Raw genomic sequence first — 23263 nt, 5'->3', positions numbered from 1 at the left:
GTATTTTGTCATGACTCGGCTATTCAACGACCCCGCGACATTTACGGAAGACATGCTCGAGGGTTTCCTCGACGCCAACTCCGACTATGTTGTCGGTGTGCCAGGCGGTGTTGTACGTGCCCAGGAGACTCGACCGGGCAAGGTTGCGGTCGTAGTAGGTGGCGGTTCCGGCCACTATCCCGCGTTCTGTGGTGTTGTCGGGCCGGGGTTCGCCGACGGCGCAGTAGTGGGAAATATCTTCACGTCTCCCTCCGCAGCGGAGGCGACCTCCGTCGCTCGCGCTGTAGACAGCGGTGCCGGCGTGCTTCTGACGACCGGAAATTACGCGGGTGACGTGATGAACTTCTCGCTCGCAGTGCAAGCTTTGGCGCACGAGGGAATCGACGCTCGGTACCTACCGGTCACCGACGATATTGCCAGTGCATCCGCGGAGGACATCACGAAGCGGCGCGGAATCGCCGGTGATTTCACGGTGTTCAAGATCGCATCGGCGGCTGCGGAAGCAGGATACGACCTCGACGAGGTACAGCGAGTAGGACGCGCGGCAAACGACAACACGCGAACACTCGGTGTTGCTTTCGACGGATGTACCATGCCGGGCGCAGATCACCCACTGTTCGCCGTGGAAACCGGAATGATGGATCTGGGGCTGGGCATTCACGGAGAACCGGGTGTGTCCACGCACGAGATGCCAAGTGCCGCAGAACTGGCGAAGCTATTGGTCGACGGTGTGCTTGCCGAACGGCCGGACGGCTCCGGGACCCGCGTCGCAGTGATCCTCAACGGACTCGGGCGTACCAAGTACGAGGAACTGTTCGTGGTCTGGGCTACCGCGGCGAAGCTGTTGCGGGAGGCCGGATACACGGTTGTCTCGCCGGAGGTCGGAGAGTTGGTGACCAGCCTCGACATGGCCGGTTGTTCACTGACGCTCATGTGGCTGGACGAGGAACTCGAATCGTTCTGGACCGCAGCCGCGGACACTCCGGCATTTCGGCGCGGAACATTCGGTGTGGCAACACGATCGGGGGAGCGTCGTACTACCACTTCCGTGCAAGAGACGTCCGGTGTGAGCGCTGCGGGCGACGACCGGGGACGGCTGTGCGGAGAAACTGTGGCTACGGTGATCGATGCTCTCGCTCGGGTGATGGCGGTCAACGAAGAAGAACTGGGTCGCATCGATGCGGTGGCAGGTGATGGAGACCACGGGCGCGGGATGGTTCGCGGAACCGAATACGCGACGCTGGCAGCGCAGGCCGCAGCCGCGCAGGGTGCCGGTCCACAAGGAGTTTTGACTGCAGCGGGTGAAGCCTGGGCAGCAAAGGCGGGCGGGACGTCCGGCGTGCTGTGGGGTGCCGCGCTTACGGCGATGGGGACCCGGTTGGGTGACAAGGGACAACCAGGCGCCCATGATCTGGCTGACGGTGTACGGGCGGGCTATGACGCGATAGTGGCGCTCGGTGGAGCAAAACTAGGCGACAAAACGATGCTCGATGCTCTGTGGCCGTTCGTGGAAACCTTGAGTGCCGCAGTCGGAAACGGGGTCCTCACGGCGCAAGCGTGGGACGAAGCCGCCGACGTTGCCCAGACCGCAGCCGACGCCACGGCGCAATTGCGCCCGCTGGTGGGTCGGGCACGACCGCTGGCAGAACGGAGCGTCGGGACCCCGGACGCCGGCGCGATATCCATGGCGATGTGTGTCCGTACCGTCGCTGATTTCTTGAACACGAACTCTGAACGCAAGGAGCACGATCATGGCTGAGCGACTTCGTATCGTCGTCGGTTGCGACGATGCCGGCTTGGAGTACAAGCAGGCACTCAAGGCCGACCTCGAAGCCGACGACCGCGTGGAGGTCGTGACCGATGTCGGCGTCGGGAACGACGAGCACACTGCGTATCCGCACGTTGCTGTTACTGCCGCGAGGTTGGTGGCCGACGGCAAAGCCGACCGGGCGCTCCTCGTGTGTGGAACAGGATTGGGCGTCGCTATCAGCGCCAACAAGGTCCCGGGGATCCGGGCGGTGACTGCCCACGACAGTTTCTCTGTGGAGAGATCAGTTCTCAGCAACGACGCACAGGTCTTGTGTTTCGGGCAGCGAGTGGTCGGCCTCGAACTCGCCAGACGGCTGGCGAAGGAGTGGTTGGGCTACCACTTCGACGCTCAGAGCGCCTCTGCCGAGAAGGTTGCTGCCATCGGCGAATACGAGACAGTCGGTAAGTCGGGCGACTGCTGAGCGCTCCCTACAGAAGCCCGAACTTCCGCACTGCGTCGAGTAGCGCGTGCGGACGTTCGGTCGTCGGCAGGGGATCGACGAGTGCGAACTGGCAACCGATGTCTCGGGCCGCGCCGTCGGCGACATCACTGTCTCCGATCATCAGGGTCTGCGCCGCATCCACATCCAGCTGTGCCAGGGCGTATTCGAAGATCGCGGGTTCCGGTTTGACTGCACCCACCTCGAACGACAGGACGAACTCGTCGACCCAGACGTCCCAGCCGCGGTCGACGAACGCCGGACGGATGTCGAAGGCGATGTTGCTCAAGACGGCAGTGCGTACGCCCTTCTCCGACAATGACTTCAGGACCTCACCGGTATCCGGGTACGGCGACCACTGGTCCGGATCGACCAGCAGCGCGTAGAAAGCTTCGGCCCGAACCGGATCGGGCACTCCGGACTTGCTCAACACGTCGAGGTACGCCTGACGATGCAACTTCGGATCCCGGTCGCGGTTCTCCCACGCGTAGATCCCGGCTTCGTCCATCTCGACGGTTCTGCCCACCGGCGCGGTCATCCGACGCATCAACTCGGCTTGAGCGTGCACGTCGAGCGGATCGCCTTGATGATCGACGAGGTGCTCGGTCCAATCGTCGCTCTCCTCCAAACGGAAGAGGGTTCCGGAGAAATCGAACAGCGTCGCGGCGATATGTCCGTCTTGATGGGCCGTGCTGTCAGTGTTCACCTCGACAGGTTATCGGCGTCCGCATTCCGATGCTTGATGTGAGCCAGTGCACGCGTACTTTGAGAGAGCACATTTTCCGAGGTTCCCCCGACGGGCACGATTTCGATGCCCCGGATGAACCGTATGACGAGGGGGATCCTCCGTGTCCGACCACGCGAATACACCAGACCTGACGAAGCCGTCCGGCGAAGACCCCCACCTCTCACGTCAGCTGTCCAACCGGCATATCCAGCTGATCGCCATTGGTGGTGCCATCGGCACCGGACTGTTCATGGGATCGGGCAAGACGATCTCGCTTGCCGGGCCCTCCGTGATCTTCGTGTACATGATCATCGGCTTCATGCTCTTCTTCGTCATGCGGGCAATGGGGGAGTTGCTGCTCTCGAACATGGCGTACAAGTCGTTCTCCGACTTCGCCGCGGATCTGCTGGGCCCCTGGGCGGGGTTCTTCACCGGATGGACCTACTGGTTCTGCTGGATCGTCACCGGCATCGCGGACGTCATCGCGATTTCCGGATACTTCAAATACTGGTGGCCAGGTCTCGCGGCATGGATACCTGCTTTGCTGACGATCGCGGCGCTGCTGCTCCTCAATCTCCCGACCGTTCGCGCCTTCGGTGAAACAGAGTTCTGGTTCGCACTGATCAAGATCGTCGCCATCGTCAGCCTGATCATCGTCGGCATCGTCATGGTCGTCTCCGGGTTCACGGCGCCGAACGGTGCCACCTCGGGTATCGACAACCTCTGGAACGACGGCGGCATGTTCCCGACCGGATTCATGGGCTTCGTGGCCGGCTTCCAGATCGCCGTGTTCGCCTTCGTGGGCATCGAACTGGTCGGCACCACCGCCGCCGAGGCGAAGGACCCGGAGAAGAACCTGCCGAAGGCCATCAACTCCATCCCCATTCGTGTCCTGCTGTTCTACGTCGTTGCACTGACCGTGATCATCGCGGTGACTCCGTGGCGCGAAATCAGCGCAGACAAGAGTCCGTTCGTCGCCATGTTCACACTCGCCGGCCTCGGCATCGCTGCATCTGTCATCAACTTCGTCGTGCTGACCTCCGCGGCATCTTCGGCCAACTCGGGTATCTACTCCACCTCGCGCATGGTGTTCGGTCTTGCGCAGGAGGGCGACGCACCGCGGGCACTCGGCAAGCTGAACTCGCGCAAGGTCCCCGCGAACGCCCTGATGTTTTCCTGCATCTTCTTGCTGGCGTCGCTGATCCTGCTGTTCTCGGGCGATTCCGTGATCGAGGCCTTCACCGTCGTCACGACCATCTCGGCGCTGCTGTTCATGTTCGTGTGGACGATCATTCTGGCGAGCTACATGGTGTACCGGAAGCGTCGTCCGCACCTGCACGAGGCGTCGAAGTTCAAGATGCCCGGCGGCATCGTGATGTGCTGGGTCGTGCTCGCGTTCTTCGTCTTCATCCTCTGGGCGCTGACAACCAAGGACGACACCCTGCAGGCACTTGTCGTCACACCGATCTGGTTCGTGGTTCTGGGTATCGCGTGGGCGATCATTCGTCGCCGACCCGCTCACCGGGCACGATACGACGCATTCAAGTCAGAACTGGACGCCAGCCGACAGAACGGCGAGAAATAGTTTTGGTCAAGATCGGGTAACGGTGGCGGCCGCCTTGATCAAACTGTTACATTCTTCGGCAGACAGAGGAGCGGGCTTCATCAGAAGGACGCTGCACGCCGACGACTGACGGAGTACACACTGTGGGAAACCACCACCGCACGGGCAATGACGATGTTGTCTTCGAGATCGATCCCGAGGCAGCAAGCGGCCGCCACCGCACCCCGTCGGCTGGCCCTGGTGCCGGTGTCAAGGCGGGTGTCGTAGCTGCGGCTACCGGTGCACTCCTCGTCGGTGCAGGCCAGATGGGTGCAGGAACCGCTGCTGCGGCGCCGGCAACACAGACCATCGCCGGCATCGAAATCCCGCAGGGTCTGCTCCCCGAGGGCGTTGTCGTTCCGGCTGAATTGGCGGCACTTCCCGCTCTCGACATTCCCGAGCTTCCCGATTTTGCTGCCGATCTCAACACGCAGGCACAGCAGTTCCTCGCGGGGATCAACCCCGGCACCTCTGCTCGCACCGTGCAGCCGGTGTCCGGAACGCTGACCTCCACCTTCGGTTCGCGCTGGGGAGCACACCACGGCGGTCTCGACATCGCGGCTCCGATCGGTACGCCGATTCTGGCTGCCGCAGACGGCCAGGTCATCGACGCCGGCCCGGCGTCAGGTTTCGGCCTCTGGGTTCGCGTCCAGTACGACGACGGCACGGTCACCACCTACGGCCACGTCAACGACTACCAGGTCAACGTCGGCCAGCGCGTCAATGCTGGCCAGCAGATCGCCACAGTGGGTAACCGTGGACAGTCCACCGGCCCGCACCTGCACTTCGAAGTTGCCGAGAACGGCGCAAAGGTCGATCCCGCAGCGTGGCTGCAGGCTCGCGGCGTGGCTGTCACCTGGGTAGACAACTCGTAAGAGAAACTTTCGGAGAACTGCGGTGGCGTCGGGAAATTCTTCCCGGTGCCACCGCAGTTCTCGTTTGTCGGTGACACCGGCCGGATAGCCTTCAGTGACGTTGATCGTCGAAGGGGGAATGCGCGATGGGTGCAGAAGTCACGGCGCGAGAATTCACGCGGGCGGACCGTAGGCTCTTTCGCAAGAAAGTGCGGTCATGCGTCGACGCCATGAAGCAGATGCTCGATGGTGGTGACTTCCGAGACGCCGTCGACAAGCCGGCGCCGCTGCTGGGCATGGAGATCGAATTCAACCTGGTGAACGGGGACATGGCTCCTGCGATGTCCAACCGTGAAGTGCTCGAATCCATCGACGACGCTGCGGTTTTCCAAACCGAGCTCGGACAGTTCAACGTCGAGATGAACGTCGAACCCGGCCCACTCACCGGTGATGCAACTTTCGAATTGGAAAAGAAACTGCGCGCCTCCCTCGACGTCGCAGACGCGCGAATCCATGCGCACGACGCCGAGATGGTGATGATCGGGATGCTGCCGACCCTGCAACTCGAGCATCTCGATCGAGAGTGGATCACCGCGAACCCGCGCTACGAATTGCTCAACGAGCAAATTTTCACCGCTCGAGGCGAGGACATCGAACTCGACGTCGAAGGTGTCGCGCTACCTGGCAGCGACGTGGAAATTCTTCGGGCCGATACCAATTCGGTAGTCCCGGAGGCGGCATGTACGTCCATGCAGTTGCATCTTCGCGTTGCGCCGGAAGAGTTTGCCGCGCATTGGAATGCCGCGCAGTGTCTGGCCGGCGTACAGGTGGCGTTGGCTGCCAATTCTCCTTTCCTGGCAGGCAAGGCACTCTGGCACGAATCGCGCATCCCGATCTTCGAGCAGGCCACGGACACAAGAACTTTCGAGCTGAAGAACCAAGGTGTGCGGCCGCGGGTGTGGTTCGGTGAGCGGTGGATCCACTCGGTGCTCGACTTGTTCGAAGAGAACTCGCGGTATTTTCCGGCCCTGCTGCCTGACGTGTCGGACATCGATCCACTGGAAGTGCTCGCGGCGGGCGGGGTTCCGGAGTTGAGCGAGCTTCAGATGCACAACGGTACGGTCTATCGCTGGAATCGTCCGGTGTACGACTGCTCGGATGGCAAGCCGCACTTGCGTATCGAGAATCGAGTGCTGCCGGCCGGACCGACTGTCGTCGACATCATGGCCAATGCGGCCTTCTATTACGGCACAGTTCGGGCGCTGGTGAACGCGGAGCGGCCACTGTGGTCGCACATGTCGTTCCATGCGGCAGAAGAGAACCTGCACATCGGCGCCAAGTACGGACTCGACGCAACCTTGTACTGGCCGGAGATCGGTTGGGTCGGTGCCGACGAGTTGGTCCTGCGAAGGCTGCTGCCGTTGGCGGACGAGGGTTTGGCGGACTTCGGATTGTCCGCCGCGGCCCGCGATCGGTATCTCGGCGTCATCGAGGGGCGGTGCCTGAATCGGCAGACCGGTGCCGCCTGGCAACGAGAGCACGTGGCGCGCGCGGAGGCTTCGGGCGCGGACCGCTCGACTGCGCTCACCGGAATGCTCCGCGGTTACGTCGAGAACATGCGGGCGGGAGATCCTGTTCACACCTGGTCCTGATTGCTCTGCTAATTCTCCTATCCGTCAACAGTTTCGGGGACCTAAGTCCCCGAAATGAAGAGGGGGCGACCCCAAAAAAGCCGGACAAGTGGGATGGTTAGAGTGAAAGTGGCTCGGTTACTTCTTCAGGAAGGTGGGCACATGAGTTCACGCGAACATAACAGTGTTGTTGTCGGAGTCGAGGGTTCGGACACTGCGTCCACTGCGCTCCGCGAGGCCGCGAAGATCGCCGCCCAGCGCGAATTGCGACTCGACATCATCCATGCTCTCGACTTCGCGCCTTACGGTTTCGGCGGACCGTACGTCGACGCGGGTGGGGTGTACGAATGGGTCGAAGAGGCGGGAAAAGCGATCTTGGCAGAGGCGGAACAATTCGCCCATGAGATCGATCCGAAACTCGAAGTTCACACCGAAATCGCCATCGGCAGCGCAACTCAGTGGTTGATCGAGAGTTCGGCGCAGGCCAGGCGGGTCGTTGTCGGAGCGTCCGCTTCAGGCAAGGCGGCGACGGCAGTTCTCGGCAATACAGCGGTCGGTGTTGCCAGTCACGGCAAGTGCCCGGTCATCGTCGTGCGGGACCGCGACGGCGCAGTGCCTTCGGAGGGACCCGTCGTGGTCGGCGTCGACGGCAGTGCGCTCAGCGCGCAAGCAGTGGGCGCGGCATTCGAGGAAGCAGCGTTCCGCGGCGCCGAGTTGGTGGCGCTGCACGTGTGGAGTGACCTCGGCAGCGCGGCATTCGAAGACCCGAGGGCAGCTGCGCTTGCCCCGCAGTCTCTCGAAGAGGAAGAGCACGCAGTACTCAGCGAGAGCTTGGCCGGTTGGTCCGAGCAGTACCCGGACGTGAAGGTCCGGCGCGAGGTATACCTCGACAACCCACGAGGACGGCTGCTCGACTGGTCGGCAAAGGCGCAGCTTGTTGTAGTCGGCAGCCGTGGCCGTGGTGGATTCCGTGGCATGCTCCTCGGCTCGACCAGCAATACTCTGATCGCTTCGGCCAAGTGCCCCGTCATGGTGGTTCGCCCCGAAGAATCCTGACCTCTCCAAGTTCTCCCGCTACCCCGTTCGTTTCGGTCATCGAATACGAACGGGGTAGTCACATGAATGCGGACTCATGTTCCGTAGTGTTCGATGTGAGTTAGGTGTTCGATGGGAGTACCAAGGCTGTGTGCGCGTCGCACACGGCGGCAATCGTCTGGATTGGGGTTACAACGTGCGTATCGGTATGGGTTTGAACTACAGCGGCGGGTTCGCCGAAACCGTCGAAGAGGTCGGTGACCTGGAGAAGGCGGGCCTGGACATCGCCTTCGTTCCGGAAGCGTATTCCTTCGACGCGGTCAGCCAGCTCGGTTACCTGGCGGCCAAGACGTCCACCATCGAACTCGCTTCGGGAATCTTCCAGATCTACACCCGTACGCCCTCGTTGACCGCCATGACGGCAGCGGGCCTGGACTTCGTCTCCAACGGTCGCTTCGTTATGGGCCTGGGTGCTTCCGGACCGCAGGTGATCGAGGGATTCCACGGCGTCAAGTACGACGCTCCGTTGGGACGCACGCGTGAGGTCGTCGAGATCTGCCGTCAGGTGTGGCGCCGCGAGAAGGTCGAATACCAGGGCAAGTACTACCAGGTTCCGCTCCCTGCCGAGAAGGGCACCGGACTGGGCAAGCCGCTCAAGCTGATCAATCATCCTGTGCGTGAGCGCATCCCGATCCTGATCGCTTCGCTCGGACCCAAGAACGTCGAGCTGACGGCTGAGATCGCCGAAGGCTGGGAACCCATCTTCTTCCATCCGGAAAAGGCAGCAAGCGTATGGGGCGAGCCGATTGCGAAGGGCAAGGCCAAGCGCGATCCGAGCCTCGGCGAGCTTCAGGTGTACGCGTCGCCGGCCCTGGCCATCGGTGACGACGTCGACCACATGCTCGACTGGGTACGCCCGAGCCTTGCGCTCTACATCGGCGGTATGGGCGCCAAGGGCAAGAACTTCTACAACGACCTCGCGGTGCGATACGGCTACGAAGAGGCCGCCGAGAAGATTCAGGATCTCTACCTCGCGGGCAAGAAGGACGAGGCCGCAGCAGCGGTCCCGGACGAGCTGGTTCGCGCCGTGTCGTTGATCGGTCCCGAGAGCTACGTCAAGGAACGCGTCGCAGCCTTCGCCGAAGCTGGCGTCACGACGCTCAACGTCACGCCGTTGGCGGCCGATCGCAACGGCCGTGTTCAGCTGATCGAGAAGTTCCGCAAGATTTGTGACTGACCCTGCCGTGCGCCTTTATTAACCGCCGGCGGTTAATAAAGGCGCACAGCAGATCGGGTGATTCGGGATCTCTTGCGCACGAAACCCGATTTTCGGCGCTTTCATATGGGACTTTTTTCACTTCTGACCGGTCGGGTTCTTCGCCTAACGTGGATCGAGTAGCCAGGGTTTGCGTGCGAATCCGGCACCGGTGGCCTCGTTGACGCCCGAAAGGGATGTTGGCGGGGCCGTTGCCGCAGTCCACCCGAACTCCGAATGTCCGATTCGGGACTCGCGTCGGCTGATGAATCCTTTTTGCCGTCATTGGGCAATAGTGTGAGGGCGAAGAGATTCTCTGGTCGATCGTGGAGGGACGAACATGAGTGCAACCAAACCCGTAGTCGTGGCAGTGGACGGCTCGGAATCGGCGTCGTCGGCTGTCGTCTGGGCCGCTCGAACGGCGGTGGCGCTCGGTCGTCCGCTGCACATCGCGACGGTGGTGCACATCCCCGCTTTCTACTACTCCGAGCCGTACCTCGCCGAGAGCTTCAAGGACGAACTTCGCCGTACTGCCACCGCTCGTCTGGACAGCGCGCAGATCCTCGCGCGGCAAAGCATCGACGACGACCTCCAGATCGTCACCGAACTACTCGACGGCAGCGTCTCCGATCGCCTGATCGAATTGTCCAAGGGCGCGTACGTCATTGCGCTCGGGCCCCGCGGGCATGGTGAATTCACCGGATTGGTCGTCGGTTCCGCGACGGTGTCGGTCGTCTCGCACGGCGAATCTCCGGTGGCGGTAGTCCGGGGCCGGACCCTCGATGGTCGACCGCCGACCGAAGGTCCTGTCGTCGTCGGCGTCGATGGATCCGAAAGCAGCATCGAGGCAGTCGAGCATGCTTTCGAACAGGCATCCGCTCGGGGTGCAACGTTGATCGCCGTCAACGTGTGGAGCGATGTGAGCGTGCAGCCCTCCCTGGGCGCCACCCCCGACGATCCACTGTGGAGCAGCATCCAGACAGGTGAGGAAGTTGTCCTTGCCGAGCAATTGGCTGGTTTCACCGAGCGCTACCCGGACGTCGTCGTCGAGAGAGTCGTCGCGCGTGACCGTCCGGTCCGAGTGCTGAGCGAATACGCGGAGACGGCGCAATTGATCGTCGTCGGCAGCCGTGGGCGCGGCGGATTCGCGGGAATGCTCCTCGGATCGACCAGTCGGGCACTGCTCCATACTGCGGATTGCCCGGTTCTCATCGTCCGGCACGTCAACAAGTGAAGAGAATGCATTCAATGACTTTTGAGTCCACCATCTCCGGTACCGTTCGACGTGAGATGTCTTTTGGAGGGGTTCGATGACAACGCGGATATTCCTGGTCGACGATCACGAGATCGTCAGACGCGGATTGTTCGACCTACTCGGCGGGGTCGAAGACTTCGTGGTGGTGGGTGAGGCCGCATCCGTGGGAGAAGCATTGGCTGCGGTACCGCAGAGCAATGCCGACGTCGCGGTTCTGGACGTACGGCTGCCGGACGGCAACGGCGTCGAACTGTGCCGCGAACTGCGCTCGATGCTGCCCAACCTGCGCTGCCTGATGCTCACGTCGTACGCGGACGACGAGGCACTACTCGACGCGATCATGGCGGGCGCCTCGGGATTTGTCCTCAAACAGATTCTCGGAACCGATCTGGTCGCTGCGGTCCGCACAGTCGGGCGCGGCGGTTCACTGCTCGACAGTCGGGCGACGGAGGCGCTGATGCAGCGGATCCGTAGCGACCGCACCGCTGATCCGTTGGCCGAACTTTCCGATCAGGAGCGAGCAGTCTTCGACCTCATCGGAGAGGGACTCACCAACCGGGAGATCGGCGCGCGATTGTTCCTCGCGGAGAAGACAGTCAAGAACTACGTGACGCGTCTGCTCTCGAAGCTGGGCATGCAGCGTCGTACTCAGGCTGCGGTGCTGGCCACCGAAATCCGCAGCGGCAGTCGGTAGGTCTACCGACCGGACTTCGGTCGATTCGAGTTGGTGCGCCCGAGCGGTACTCGCCAGAGCAGGCGTGCACCGCTCGGATCGTGGTTGACGATCGTGCACGTACCGCCGCAATGTTCGGCACGGCGCTCGAGATTGTGAAGTCCACTCTTGTGGAAGTCGGAGGGGAGTCCGACGCCGTCGTCTTCGATCGTGATCGCAAATTCGACGTCCGCGGTGACTGCGATGGTGATGTGGTGTGCGTGTGCATGCCGAAGGACGTTGCTCAGCCCCTCACGCAGCACAGCTTCGGCGTGCTGGTGGATCCCGGGATTCACCAGAGTGTCGATGGCGCCGGAGAATTGGACGCTGGGGGTCACGGCGGACTGTGCGGTGGCGTCGCCGATGACATCGAGGAGGCGTCGGCGCAGGCTCGACGAATCGGTGGCTGTGGGAGTCTGCAGATCGAAGATGGTTGTCCGAATCTCGCGGACTGTCTTGTCGAGCTGTTCGAGGGATCGTTTGACAATCGCGCGCGCCGACTCCGGGAGGGTCTCGTCCGGAAGCGTGCTCTGCAGGCTCATTCCGCTCGCGAACAGTCGCTGGATGACGTTGTCGTGCAGGTCTCGTGCGATGCGGTCGCGGTCCGCGAGAACCGACAACAGGCGTTGCGCCTTTTGTTTCTCGTCGAACTCGATTGCAACGGAGCCGAGTTCGGCCATCGACTCGATCCGGGTCAGTTCGTCGTGATCCCAGTGCGTGTTGGTCGAGTTCGACGCCACGATGACCGCGCCGACTACACCGGAGGCGACGCACATCGGTGCCACGACCGCACTTCCGGCCGACGGCACCAGTTCGGTGAGCGCACCTAAAGTGGTGAGTACCTGTAGCTTTCGAGTGCTCCGCACCACGTCGAACGGATAGGTCGTCGCTGGAATTCTGACTCCACGTGACGTGGTTCTGGCGCTGGCTGCAGCGTGAACCTGTGCGTATCCGTTCTCGCAGATCACCACGATCACGTCGTCGACGCCGGTCAGGTCCCGAACGCGACTGGCAAGAAGTTGCAGGCCGTCCTCAAGCGAGTCACCGGCCAGCAATCGCGAGCGAATGGCAGATGTTGCGGTGAGCCATCTTTCACGAGTTCGTGACTGCTCGAACAGTCGAGCATTTTCCACAGCGATGCCGGCTGCGATGGCGAGGGCCTCGAGAATGACCTCGTCTTCTTGGGTGAACTCGGCTTTTCCGCGCTTCTCAGTCAGGTAGATGCTTCCGAACACCTTTCCTCGCATCATGATCGGCGCCCCGAGGAAACTCTCCATCGGTGGATGATTCGCGGGGAATCCCACCGATTCGGGATGGTCGCCGAGATGCGCCACACGCAAAGTCTGCGGGTGATTCATCAGAACACCCAGAACGCCATGACCTTCGGGGAAATGCCCCATGGTCGCGCGTTGGGACCCGGAGATTCCCTCGTACACGAATTCCGAGAGCCCGCCCCCTGGCGCCGCAACCCCCAGGGCGCCGTAGCGGCAATCCAGAACCGTTGTCGCAGAGGTGATGATCCGTTGGAGAGTCAGGTCGAGATCCAGACCTGAACCGACCACCAGGACTGCCTCGAGCAGACGGTGGAGTGTCGGTATGTCTGCATTGGAATCGCCCAGGCGGTCGAGCAACTCGCCGAACGTGCGTGCCGGACTGTGACCCGATGCTTCGACCATGGTCGAAGCATATCGCCTTGCAGGACGTCAGCCCTCCTGACGGCGACCTTCCCACCACGACGACCAGTGATGCTTGATTTCGTCGAACTCGTCATCGCTCAGGTCGTAGGTGGTCAGCAGGATGGACATGCCTCCGTCTGGCCGCTGCGGAGTCACCGACTGGGTCGCGACAGAGAGTAGACCAGGGCCGAGATCTTCGACTGTCAACCCGAATTGGTGATCGGTGACGTAGTCGACGACGCCTTCGAAATAGTCGCCGGGAGCGATTGTCGCCGCGTACCGACTTCCCGCTTCCAAACCGATTTCGGTGAGCCCGAGGACGGTTGCCGCATTCTCGCCAGGGAGCAGCAGGCCGTCGAGATAGATGGTTCTTCGCTCAGCGAGTCCGTGGTGCTCCACTGCGAATCTGAGCAACTGGAGGAACGTCGTCCATCCCTCGGTGATGTCGTCGTACCAGTCGTCGTCGGCAGATTTGGCCGGCCGATCGATGCGGACGACCGTCTTGCCGTCTTGTTCGAGAAGTGAGAAGCGGTCACCGTTTCCGAGTTTCAGCGTCAGTGCTTCGGGATCGGCCTCAGCGGTGGAGTAGATCTGGGTGATTTCGTCGTCGAGACCGTCGTACTCCCAGCCGAACCAACGACGAATCAGCGACGGGTCGCGCAGGGCGGGCCACAGAACGGACGGGGCTGCGACGATGGACACTTCGATCACGGTTTCGCTCACCCGGAAGACGGTACCGACTTCAACCCTTCATCGCGACGGTGAGCAGAAATGCAACGTCTTCGAGCGCTTCGACGCTGTGGCGGTCGGCCGGCACGGTGAGGAAATCACCGGTGGATCCTTTCCACTGGTCGCTCCCACACACAAGATTCAGCTTCCCGCTCAGGACCAACAGTGTGGCTTCGCCCGGACTGTCGTGTTCGGCGAGACTCTTGCCGGCGCTCAGCGCGATCACCGTCTGTCGCAGGCTGCGCTGGTGGCCGCCGTAGACGGTTTGTGAACTGCGACCGCTGGTCGCCGAGCCCGCCAGTTTCAACTGTTGGCGAGCGAGAGCGGTCAGTGACTTCTTGTCCATCGAAGACCTCTCGGAAGCGGTGAATGTCGTTCTTGGAGTATGACCGACTCACTCGCGAGGTGCCTCGTTATCGGCGGAAGTCGGTCAGCGCGTGTATTCCAGCCAGCGGAAGCGCAGCCCGCTCTTCTCCGAGGTCTGCCAGGGCTCGTCGGACTTCAGGTTCCATTCGGGGCCGATCTCGGGAGCAAAGGCATCACCGGCGATGTCGAGGTCGACCTCGGTCACCAGGAGATGCGTCGCGAATGGCAGTGCAGCCGAATAAATTTGCCCGCCGCCGACGACAAATACGTCACCGTCCGGCAACGCCAAGGCGTCGTCCAGCCTGTGGACTACCTCGGCGCCTTCGGCTTGCCATTGCGGATCGCGCGTGACGACGATGTTCCGACGCCCGCTGAACGGCCGGAACTTCAGCGGAATGGAGTCCCAGGTGCGCCGTCCCATGATCACCGGATGTCCCATGGTGACGCGTTTGAAGTAAGCCATGTCCTCGGACACGCGCCACGGGATCGTGTTGTCGACGCCGATGACGCCGTCGTGGGCCTGCGCCCAGATGAGGGTGACTGTGCGATCGGTCATCGTCAGACCGCTACCGGCGCTTTGATCGCGGGGTGGTGCTGATAATCGACGATCTCGACGTCCTCGAAGGTGTAGTCGAAAATGGAGTCGCGTTTGTTCAGCTTCAGGGTCGGCAACGGAAGGGGCTCGCGACCGAGCTGCTCGGTGACCTGGTCGACGTGGTTGTCGTAGATGTGGCAGTCGCCGCCGGTCCAGACGAACTCGCCGACATCGAGTCCGGCCTGCTGGGCCATCATGTGGGTGAGCAGCGCGTAGCTGGCGATGTTGAACGGAACGCCGAGGAACATGTCGGCGCTGCGCTGGTACAGCTGGCAGGAGAGCTTGCCGTCGGCGACGTAGAACTGGAAGAACGCGTGGCATGGAGCCAGCGCCATCTGCGGAATGTCGGCGACGTTCCACGCCGAGACGATGATTCGCCGCGAATCGGGGTTGGAGCGCAGGGTCTCGACGGTCTGCGTGATCTGGTCGATGTGCTCGCCCGAAGGGGTGGGCCAGCTACGCCACTGGACGCCGTAGACGGGGCCGAGTTCGCCGTTCTCGTCGGCCCACTCGTCCCAGATGGAGACGCCGTGCTCGTGCAGCCACGCCACGTTGGAGTCGCCGCGCAGGAACCACAGGAGTTCGTTGACGATCGACTTGAGGTGGACCTTCTTGGTGGTGACGAGCGGAAAGCCGTCGGCAAGATCGAAACGCATCTGGTGACCGAAGATGCTGCGGGTGCCGGTTCCGGTTCGATCGGATTTGGCAGTGCCCGTCTCCATGACGAGCCGGAGGAGGTCTTCGTACGCAGTGGAGACAGTCACGGGAATCAGTCTAGGGCCTGCCTTGCTGTGCGCCTTTATTAACCTCCCGCGGTTAATAAAGGCGCACGGCAATATAGCCTCGGCACATGCGCGAACTCTTGGTGATCGGTATCGGTGCGGGTGATCCCGACCAGGTGACGGTTCAGGCGATCAAGGCTATGAACAGGGCCGATACGTTCTTCATCATCGGAAAGGGTGACGAGAAGCAGGCTCTGGTCGACTTGCGAACCGGCATCCTCGACGAGCACGTTCACCTCGACTACAAGGTGGTCGAGATCACGGACCCGCCGCGGGACCGAACCCCGACCGATTACGAGGGGGTTGTCGAGGACTGGCACGAGCGTCGGGCCGCGAAATTCGAAGCGGAATTCGCGGCCGAACCTGGCGTCGGAGCGATTCTCGTCTGGGGTGACCCCTCCCTCTACGACAGCACTCTGCGGATCGTCGAGCGGGTGCTCGCTCGCGGGAGAGCGACGTTCGACTACTCCGTCATCCCGGGAATCACCAGCGTGCAGTCGTTGGCCGCACAGCACCGAATCGTCCTCAACCGAATCGGCGAACCCATCCACATCACGACCGGCCGCAAACTGGCCGAGGGATTACCCGACGGCGTGGACAACGCCGTCGTCATGCTCGACGCGCATTGCACCTTCACTCAGGTGGCCGAAGACCATGCCGAAATCTGGTGGGGGGCATACCTCGGAACCGCGGACGAGGAGTTGATTTCCGGCAACCTGCGCGACGTCGAAGATCGGATCGTCGCGCGCCGGGCGGAGCTGCGCGAGAAGCACGGTTGGATCATGGACACGTACCTCGTTCGGCGCTGACACCGACCGCGGATTTGCGGCCTCGATCCTGCGCTCTTGATCCCGAACGACGGTCTGCGCACCTATGATCTGCGCATGACATCGTTCGGGCAGGACCGACTGCAGTCGATTCTGCCCGCTCCGCGTGGCCGTGAAAAATCAGCTGTGAAGTCGGCTTTCGATCTTCTCGTTCAGTGGTATCGGCGTCCTGATCAATTCGACAGTTTCAATCGATACCTCGCCACGAAGGGCCTGGAGCTAGCCGTCCGATTGCTGGTCATCGGTTCCCTGACGACGGTCATCGTTGCGATGACTCTGCTGCGCTTCAGCGACGCGGGCGTGCACAACCACGTCACCAGCGTCGTCAACGCCGTCATCATCGGAGTCACGGTCGCGGTGATCGTGCTCTTCTGCCTTCTGCCCGAAATCACGCGTCGGTGGTCGTACTTTTTTGTCGCCTACTGCGAGGTCGGCGTATTTGTCGGTGTGTTCTTGAACAGTGACCCCTTCATCGGGTTGATCCAGTGCGTGCTCTTGATACTGATCGGTGGGTACATCGCGTATTTTCACAACGCGAGACTCCAGGCGATTCACATCGCCCTGTCCATCGTGGTTCTGGCAGTGGTCGGACGAAAGGTCGCGGTCTACGCGGATCCTGCGTTGGCCACCGCACTGTGTCTGATCATCGCCACCGGGATCGTGGTCATCCCGTTCGCCTGCCAGTTCGTCCTCTCACTTCTCGGCTCCGACGCGGACAGTTCGGATGTGGATCCGTTGACCGGCCTTCTGAATCGGCGCGGGCTGCAGCGAGCTGTTGTCGAAATGGGGGCAACGGGGCATGCGTCGAGCAAGTCGTCGTATGTCGTTGCGATCGTCGATGTCGATTCGTTCAAGAGCGTCAACGACTCGCGGGGGCACGAAGAAGGCGATCTCGTACTTCGTGAGATTGCTGATCGACTGCGGTGGTGCGGCGGTGAGAAGGCGCTCTTCGCCAGATTCGGTGGGGACGAGTTCGTCTTGGTGGACACGATCGACGTCGGTGCAGCGCCCGCATTCGAGGACAATCTGCGAAGGCACCTGCGAATCGACGATCGTGATCCGGCGGTGACGACCAGCGTCGGAGTCGCGATCACCTCTGCCGAATGGTCTTCGATCATTTCCGACGAGGAGTTGACGGAACTGTTTCGAGTAGCAGACGCCTCGATGTACCGCGCGAAGGCCGCCGGCGGCGATCGAGTTGTGATGTGGGACGGCAAACAGTGAGAATTGTCTGATTGCGGGGAGTTGACTGGATTACCCTGACCCTATGGAATCTGCCGAGGGTGTGGAGCGTTCGGACGCCGTCGCGTCTCAACGGCCGCTCTCCGGTCCCGCATTCCGGCTGATCTCTTCTCAACTTGTCGATTGGTATCGGCGTCCGGACCAATTCGACACCTTCAATCGCTATCTCGCGGACAAAGGGTTGACCGTCGCCTCGCGGTTTCTTGTCGTCTGCTCGTTGGTGCTGGTCACGGTGATCATGTTCTTGACTCGCTTCAGTCCACAGGGACCGACCACTCCGCACGCGCGCACCGCGAACGCAGTCATCATCGTCATAACCGTGATGATGGCCGTCGCCCTCTCGACGAGGCGCAACCTCTCCCGTTCCTGGTCATACGCCTTTGTGCTCTATTCGGAAGTGGGAATAGCGGCCGCAATGCTGTTGTATTCCAATCCACTTGCGGCACTGGCCCATGCCGTGATGTTCTCGGTGATCGGTGGATACATCGCGTTCTTCCACAATGCTCGAATACAGAGCCTGCACATGCTGTGGGTATTCGTCGTAGTCATCGGCATTGTGACGCGCATTTCCGTTGTCGAGAACTATTCGGATGTTCCGGTTCTGGTCGCTTTGACAGTTCTCGTCGGCGCCGCGATCTACGTGATCCCCTTTGCCTGTCAGTTCATCTTCTCCATTCTCGGCACCGATGCGTTGAATTCGCAGTTGGACCCACTCACCGGACTACTCAACAGGAGGGGACTGGCCGACGAGGTGCGACTGCTACTGGAGCGGTCGTACGCGAATTCGGCGCTTGTCGTTGTCGCCGCTGTCGACATCGATCGATTCAAGACCATCAACGACGAGTACGGGCACACAGTCGGGGACGCTGTGATCGAGAAGGTCGGATCGAGACTGGTCGAATGCGCCGGCCCGGCGGCCTTGATCGCACGGATCGGCGGCGACGAGTTCATCATCGTCGATTCGGGCGATCAACGCTCGGTCGATCGACTCGAACAAGAACTTCAGCGATCAACGGTCGCTGCTCCCGACCATTCCGAGGTCGCCCTGAGCGTCGGAATCGCGAAGGTCGCAGGTCCTTTCGAATCGCCGGACGATGCACTCATCGCCTATCCCACTTTGCTGCGACGTGCAGATCGCGCGATGTACGCAGCGAAGGCGCGCGGTGGACACTCGGTGGTTCTGCTGACCGAAACGGACTGAGCACACGGTGAGTGTCCGTGGTCGGCGTTAGTCTGATGCCATGCCTGAACTACCCGAGGTGGAAGCGCTGGCAGGGTTCCTTCGTCAGCACGCGGTCGGCGCAGTAGTGGGACGCGTCGATATCGCTGCATTGAGTGTGCTCAAGACCTTCGATCCGCCGATCACGGCTTTGCAAGGGCGTGACGTCACGGGCGCCGCCCGCTTCGGGAAGCATCTGGCTCTGGATTGCGACGGGTTGTGGTTGGTCACGCATCTCTCCCGTGCCGGTTGGATGCGGTGGCTCGATAATCCGTCGCCAACGCCGCCGAAGCCGGGGAAGGGGCCGTTGGCGCTGCGCGTTCATTTCTTCACACCTGAAGGGTTGACGCCGGCGTTCGATCTCACCGAAGCCGGCACCAAGAAGCGCCTCGCCGTGTGGGTGGTGAACGATCCGCAGGAGGTTCCGGGCATCGCCCGGTTGGGGCCGGACGCGATGGCTGTGACAGAAGCTGAGTTCGCAGAGATTCTGGGCGGGACGTCGGCGCGGATCAAGAACTCGATAGTCGATCAGTCGCTGATCGCCGGCATCGGGAACGCCTACTCGGACGAGATCCTCCACACCGCGAAACTATCGCCATTCGCGACCTCGTCGCGGCTGACGCCGGAGCAGATTTCGACGCTGTATGCCGTGATGCGGTCCACGCTGGCCGACGCGATCGAGCGTTCGGAAGGTCAGGACGCGGCGCGGCTCAAAGGTGAGAAACGCTCGGGGATGCGAGTACATGCTCGCACCGGACTTCCCTGTCCGGTGTGCGGTGACGTCGTACGCGAGGTGTCGTTCGCGGAGCGTTCTTTTCAATACTGTGCGACGTGCCAGACAGGCGGTAAGCCGTTGGCGGACAGGCGAATGTCGAAACTGCTCAAGTAGCGAACTGCGCCGCGAGTAGTTCGACGAATTCACGGGCCAGCGCCGACGAATGGGTGGGTTCGGTAATTGCGTGGACGATCCGATGCGGGGCATCGGTGATCGGAATACAGACCAGTTCGGGATGTAGGGCGCTCATGGACTGGGGGAGCAAACCGACACCCAGGCCGTTGGCGGTCAGTGAACAGATCAGGTCCACCGAGTTGGCTTCGAGCGTTTTTCCGCGTGGGACCTGTGATTCGGCGAAGGCTTGGTCGGTTTGGACACGGGCCTCGCTGCCGGAGGCGAAGTCCACGAGAGTGTGATCCCGTAGGTCTTCGAGTCTGATCGACGAGGCCTGGGCAAAGGGATGGTCGGGAGCAACAAACGCTGCGGTGGGTTCACTCCACAACGGTGCGGCGGCAAAGCTCTTGGGTAAGCGACCTGCGGCCAATCCGACGATGCCGACGTCGATTGCGCCGGACCGGACTCCTTCGATAACTACTTCACTGCCGTACGGTCGCGCGGTGATGTTGATTGCAGGGTGGCGGCGTGTCAGATCTGCCAGCGCACGACCGACGTCGACGCGCCCCGCCGAGGTGATGGTGCCGACCGTCAGCCGCACTTGCTCGTTGCTCCGTGCCGAGACATCACTGACCAGTCTCGACACGGCGCCGAGCACCTCACGAGAGCGGGCGACAAAAACCTCCCCGGCAGCAGTCAGGCCGACGTTTCGACTGTTGCGGTTGAACAATTCGACTCCCAGTTCCTTTTCGAGGTCTCTGATCTGGGCACTCAACGCGGACTGTGAAACGTGCAACCGCGCGGCAGCACGGCTGAAGTGTCTGTCTTCCGCCACTGCCAGGGCGTAGCGGATGTGACGTAGTTCCATTGCACAAATCTATCGCTTCTGGAGATAGATCATGCATATCTATCTATTGGACGCGCGTCGGTGTGAGCGGTCATGCTTGACGACATGATTTCAAGCGACGCGCGTCCGAGGCTCGGACTACCGATAGTGCTGCTGATGGCTGCAGCGACGGGTCTGTGCGCGGGCGGTAACTACTTCAATCAGCCACTCCTCGATTCCATCTCGGACCACTTGAACGTCTCGGCCTCCGCAGCGGCCGCGACGGTGACCATCGCACAGGTCGCGTATGCACTCGGATTGATACTTCTGGTTCCGGTAGGCGACATGGTCGACCGACGCAAGCTGACGGTAGGGCTCATGCTGCTGGCGGCTACCGGTCAAGCGGTCAGCGGATTTGCGCCCAACTTTGCCACGCTTGCCGTGGGAATCGCAGTGGCAGGGGTCTTTTCGGTTGCTGCCCAGGTACTGATTCCGTTTGCCGCCTCACTGGCCGAACCTGAGAGGTCCGGTCAGGTGGTCGGAACGATCATGAGCGGACTGCTGATCGGAATCCTGTTGGCGCGCAGTGTTGCCGGCGTGCTCTCCGGACTGGGAGGTTGGTCGACGGTCTACAAGGTTGCGGCGGTTCTGATGGTGGTGATGGCCGTGGCACTGTGGCGATCTCTGCCTTCCGATTCCGCCGATCGACCGAAGGCAAGCTACGGCGCGACGCTCGCGTCGGTAGGGAAGTTGGCTGCGACCTTGCCGCGCCTGAGAACTCGATCGGCCATGGGCGGGCTGGCTTTTGCTGCCGTCAGCACAGTCTTCACGACAATGGCCTTTCTTCTCTCCGGCGAATTCGGCTACAGCGATACTCAAATCGGCCTGGTCGGACTACTCGGCGTGGCGGGAGCGTTGATGGCGACCGTGGCGGGCAGACTGGCCGATCGGGGATTGGGTCAGGTGGCGACGGGCGGAGCTATCGCGATTCTGTTGGTGTCGTGGCTTCCCTTTGCCTCCGGTGCCACGCATATAGTGTGGTTTCTTGTTGCCATCGTTCTTGCCGACCTCGCGCTGCAGGGCGTGCACGTCAGCAACCAGAACGTGATCTACGCCCTTGTCCCCGAAGCGCGTTCGCGTGTGAACTCGGTGTACATGACCACCTACTTCGTGGGTGCCGCCGTGGGCTCGGCTGTGGGGTCGATGGTGTGGAAGTCGTACGGCTGGAACGGAGTATGCATCGCCGGGTTGGTCTTCTCCGTTGCAACGGCGTTGGTGTGGATGCACGATCGCCGGCTGGAAAAGGCTGAACTGCGAATCCCGGAATCCCTTGTCTCGGTGGGATAGGCACCCGCACCTTCTCGGATCCCCGCACCTGTCAGATTTCGGCGCCTGTCAGATTTCGGTACCGTCCACCAGGATCTTGCCGACGCGTTCGGGATAGAACGACACGTGGTTGTCGATCCCGGACGCTTCGGCGGTGGTGAACGGATAGAACCACGCCAGATCCTCGATCGGTGCGAGTTCGGTTGTGCCGGTGAAGGACAGATACGACGCAGTGCCCTTGTACGGGCAGGCCGTGGTGGTCGGGGACGGCACAAAGTACTCGCTGCGAACGTCGATTCTCGGAATGTAGTACCGCGTGGGCAGTCCGGTTTCGAACAGCAGTCTGGGTCGTGTCGTCTCGGCGACCAGTACGTCGCCGACAAAAACCTGGACGTGTCGGGACGAGGGGAGTGCGTCGATACGTACGTATGGATCGCGGGCGTGGACAAAGACCTGTTGATCCTCCTCGTACCAGGCGTCCATGCGATCCCAATAGAACGCGGCGTACTCACTCAGGTCCAGGGAACCGTCGAACTGTTCAGGGTAGGACCAGACGGCGTCCTCGGCCCGGCGATGCCCGATCTCGATCGTCCAATAGGTGGCGTCGCCTTTCCAGGGGCAATGGGTGGTCGTCGACGTCGGGACGAGGAATTCGGTGCGAACGTCCGCGCGAGGGATGTAGTACATCGGCAGGCGGCCGCGTTCGAAAAGGTACACCGAACGAGTGGTGTCCGCGACGGCGTGACCAGCGAAGAATGCTCGAATGCGGCGGGGGTTCGGCTCCAGTGCGATCCGCCCGTTGGAAGCTGTGATCTGTGTGTCTTCTGCGTGAGTCAGTGCTGTGGACATTCGCGAATGCTCCTGAGATCGGCAGGGTGGTCCTTCCCATCCTGCGCTCGCCAGCAGCTATTTGACAGGTTGGAGTCGAAATACGCGGATCTGGCGCCCGAATGCTCGATCGGCGTAGGTTTCGTACGGTGGCCACGTGGTGGTCGCGAGCTTCCACAACTTCTTACGCGTGGCGCCCTCCGCCAGACTCGCACCGACCGGTATTTCGACGCCCTTCACTGTCACGATTGCGGTGGGATTTGCCATCAAATTGAGTGTCCACGCTGGATGCGTATCCTGCCCCCAGTTGGATCCGACGACGACAAACGCATCGCCGTCGGGTGCGTACAGGAGTGGTGTGGTGCGAGAACGGCCGGTCTTGCGGCCAGTGGTGGTGAGCAGTAGCTGGGTCACCGTGTTCTCGCCGACGAGTGAGAGCTTGCCGCCCGACACTCTCTGCACTGCTCGATCGAGCGGAACCAGATCCTTGCCGAGATCCGAGAACCATTGTGTATGGCCGACATTGCGCATCAATGACCGGTAGATATTGCGCATAGGACCCCTCGGTTTCTCGGCACTGTTTCGAGGCTGGTGCACCTCGACTCGAAAGAGTCTGCCACGTCAGGTCACAGATACC

At 61.8% G+C, this 23263-nt stretch carries 23 protein-coding genes; 14 read left to right on the top strand and 9 right to left on the bottom strand.

Annotated elements, in window-relative coordinates; all coding sequences use genetic code 11:
* Positions 1-10: 10 nt before the first annotated feature.
* Entirely contained in the window at positions 11-1759 is a 1749-nt protein-coding gene (locus H7C86_RS01550; RefSeq protein ID WP_021345198.1) for a dihydroxyacetone kinase family protein, read from the top strand.
* A complete protein-coding gene (locus tag H7C86_RS01545; RefSeq protein WP_021345197.1) occupies positions 1752-2231 on the top strand; it encodes a ribose-5-phosphate isomerase in 480 nt (159 codons plus the stop codon). The genes H7C86_RS01550 and H7C86_RS01545 overlap by 8 nt, the downstream gene beginning before the upstream one ends.
* A 7-nt stretch (positions 2232-2238) precedes the next feature.
* Here the strand turns inward: H7C86_RS01545 and H7C86_RS01540 are convergent, their stop codons facing one another.
* Complete coding sequence (locus tag H7C86_RS01540) at positions 2239-2955, bottom strand: HAD family hydrolase (protein WP_135000461.1); 717 nt, start codon at positions 2953-2955, stop codon at positions 2239-2241.
* A gap of 142 nt (positions 2956-3097) precedes the next feature.
* Here H7C86_RS01540 and cycA point away from each other — a divergent pair, with 142 nt between their 5' ends.
* The 7 genes from cycA to H7C86_RS01505 all read left to right on the top strand — a co-directional run bounded on the left by cycA (position 3098) and on the right by H7C86_RS01505 (position 11303).
* Complete coding sequence (gene cycA, locus H7C86_RS01535) at positions 3098-4561, top strand: D-serine/D-alanine/glycine transporter (protein WP_019744791.1); 1464 nt, start codon at positions 3098-3100, stop codon at positions 4559-4561.
* Positions 4562-4683: 122 nt separating this feature from the next.
* The gene (locus H7C86_RS01530) at positions 4684-5454 is read left to right on the top strand and encodes a M23 family metallopeptidase (RefSeq protein WP_182260982.1); all 771 of its coding nucleotides are present in this window, start codon (positions 4684-4686) and stop codon (positions 5452-5454) included.
* 125 nt (positions 5455-5579) lie between these two features.
* Entirely contained in the window at positions 5580-7085 is a 1506-nt protein-coding gene (locus tag H7C86_RS01525; protein WP_021345194.1) for a glutamate-cysteine ligase family protein, read from the top strand.
* Positions 7086-7226: 141 nt separating this feature from the next.
* The gene (locus H7C86_RS01520; protein ID WP_019744789.1) at positions 7227-8120 is read left to right on the top strand and encodes a universal stress protein; all 894 of its coding nucleotides are present in this window, start codon (positions 7227-7229) and stop codon (positions 8118-8120) included.
* Positions 8121-8295: 175 nt separating this feature from the next.
* A complete protein-coding gene (locus H7C86_RS01515) occupies positions 8296-9336 on the top strand; it encodes an LLM class F420-dependent oxidoreductase (protein WP_007727670.1) in 1041 nt (346 codons plus the stop codon).
* Positions 9337-9694: 358 nt separating this feature from the next.
* Entirely contained in the window at positions 9695-10588 is an 894-nt protein-coding gene (locus tag H7C86_RS01510; protein WP_182260981.1) for a universal stress protein, read from the top strand.
* A gap of 76 nt (positions 10589-10664) precedes the next feature.
* The gene (locus H7C86_RS01505; RefSeq protein WP_019744786.1) at positions 10665-11303 is read left to right on the top strand and encodes a response regulator transcription factor; all 639 of its coding nucleotides are present in this window, start codon (positions 10665-10667) and stop codon (positions 11301-11303) included.
* Positions 11304-11305: 2 nt separating this feature from the next.
* On the opposite strand, the gene H7C86_RS01500 is transcribed toward H7C86_RS01505, so the two are convergent.
* The 5 genes from H7C86_RS01500 to H7C86_RS01480 all read right to left on the bottom strand — a co-directional run bounded on the left by H7C86_RS01500 (position 11306) and on the right by H7C86_RS01480 (position 15451).
* Positions 11306-12997, bottom strand: coding sequence for a GAF domain-containing protein (locus H7C86_RS01500; RefSeq protein ID WP_021332279.1), 1692 nt, complete (start codon positions 12995-12997; stop codon positions 11306-11308).
* A gap of 27 nt (positions 12998-13024) precedes the next feature.
* Positions 13025-13720: a hypothetical protein gene (locus H7C86_RS01495; protein WP_070795877.1), complete on the bottom strand. Its 696-nt coding sequence runs from the start codon at positions 13718-13720 to the stop codon at positions 13025-13027.
* A gap of 19 nt (positions 13721-13739) precedes the next feature.
* Positions 13740-14072 (bottom strand): cupin domain-containing protein, encoded by a 333-nt coding sequence (locus tag H7C86_RS01490; RefSeq protein WP_003946336.1) that lies wholly within the window; start codon positions 14070-14072, stop codon positions 13740-13742.
* 84 nt (positions 14073-14156) lie between these two features.
* Positions 14157-14648: a dihydrofolate reductase gene (locus H7C86_RS01485; RefSeq protein WP_019744784.1), complete on the bottom strand. Its 492-nt coding sequence runs from the start codon at positions 14646-14648 to the stop codon at positions 14157-14159.
* A gap of 2 nt (positions 14649-14650) precedes the next feature.
* Positions 14651-15451: a thymidylate synthase gene (locus tag H7C86_RS01480; protein ID WP_003946427.1), complete on the bottom strand. Its 801-nt coding sequence runs from the start codon at positions 15449-15451 to the stop codon at positions 14651-14653.
* 86 nt (positions 15452-15537) lie between these two features.
* Here H7C86_RS01480 and cobF point away from each other — a divergent pair, with 86 nt between their 5' ends.
* The 4 genes from cobF (at position 15538) to H7C86_RS01460 (ending at position 19646) form a co-directional block, all read left to right on the top strand.
* Positions 15538-16278, top strand: a complete 741-nt coding sequence (gene cobF, locus H7C86_RS01475; protein ID WP_019744783.1) for a precorrin-6A synthase (deacetylating) — start codon at positions 15538-15540, stop codon at positions 16276-16278.
* A gap of 75 nt (positions 16279-16353) precedes the next feature.
* Positions 16354-17520, top strand: coding sequence for a GGDEF domain-containing protein (locus H7C86_RS01470; RefSeq protein ID WP_024487188.1), 1167 nt, complete (start codon positions 16354-16356; stop codon positions 17518-17520).
* A 43-nt stretch (positions 17521-17563) separates the two neighbouring features.
* Entirely contained in the window at positions 17564-18739 is a 1176-nt protein-coding gene (locus H7C86_RS01465) for a diguanylate cyclase (RefSeq protein WP_020970372.1), read from the top strand.
* Between the two features lie 40 nt (positions 18740-18779).
* Positions 18780-19646 (top strand): Fpg/Nei family DNA glycosylase, encoded by an 867-nt coding sequence (locus H7C86_RS01460; RefSeq protein WP_019744780.1) that lies wholly within the window; start codon positions 18780-18782, stop codon positions 19644-19646.
* Here H7C86_RS01460 and H7C86_RS01455 read toward each other — a convergent pair.
* Positions 19639-20514, bottom strand: a complete 876-nt coding sequence (locus H7C86_RS01455) for a LysR family transcriptional regulator (protein ID WP_019744779.1) — start codon at positions 20512-20514, stop codon at positions 19639-19641. The two genes, H7C86_RS01460 and H7C86_RS01455, sit on opposite strands and share 8 nt — an antisense overlap.
* A gap of 72 nt (positions 20515-20586) precedes the next feature.
* Here H7C86_RS01455 and H7C86_RS01450 point away from each other — a divergent pair, with 72 nt between their 5' ends.
* Positions 20587-21819: an MFS transporter gene (locus H7C86_RS01450; RefSeq protein WP_041815142.1), complete on the top strand. Its 1233-nt coding sequence runs from the start codon at positions 20587-20589 to the stop codon at positions 21817-21819.
* Positions 21820-21867: 48 nt separating this feature from the next.
* Here the strand turns inward: H7C86_RS01450 and H7C86_RS01445 are convergent, their stop codons facing one another.
* Positions 21868-22647, bottom strand: a complete 780-nt coding sequence (locus tag H7C86_RS01445) for a DUF427 domain-containing protein (protein ID WP_084325267.1) — start codon at positions 22645-22647, stop codon at positions 21868-21870.
* A gap of 57 nt (positions 22648-22704) precedes the next feature.
* Positions 22705-23181, bottom strand: a complete 477-nt coding sequence (locus H7C86_RS01440; RefSeq protein WP_019744776.1) for a nitroreductase/quinone reductase family protein — start codon at positions 23179-23181, stop codon at positions 22705-22707.
* Between the last annotated feature and the right edge of the window lie 82 nt (positions 23182-23263).

Origin of the sequence: Rhodococcus sp. UFZ-B548, from assembly GCF_903819475.1 — a bacterium.
Classification (GTDB): Bacteria; Actinomycetota; Actinomycetes; order Mycobacteriales; family Mycobacteriaceae; genus Rhodococcus_F; species Rhodococcus_F erythropolis.
The sequence above is the reverse complement of the archived record's forward strand: the minus strand, read 5'-3'. Positions and strand labels throughout refer to the sequence as shown.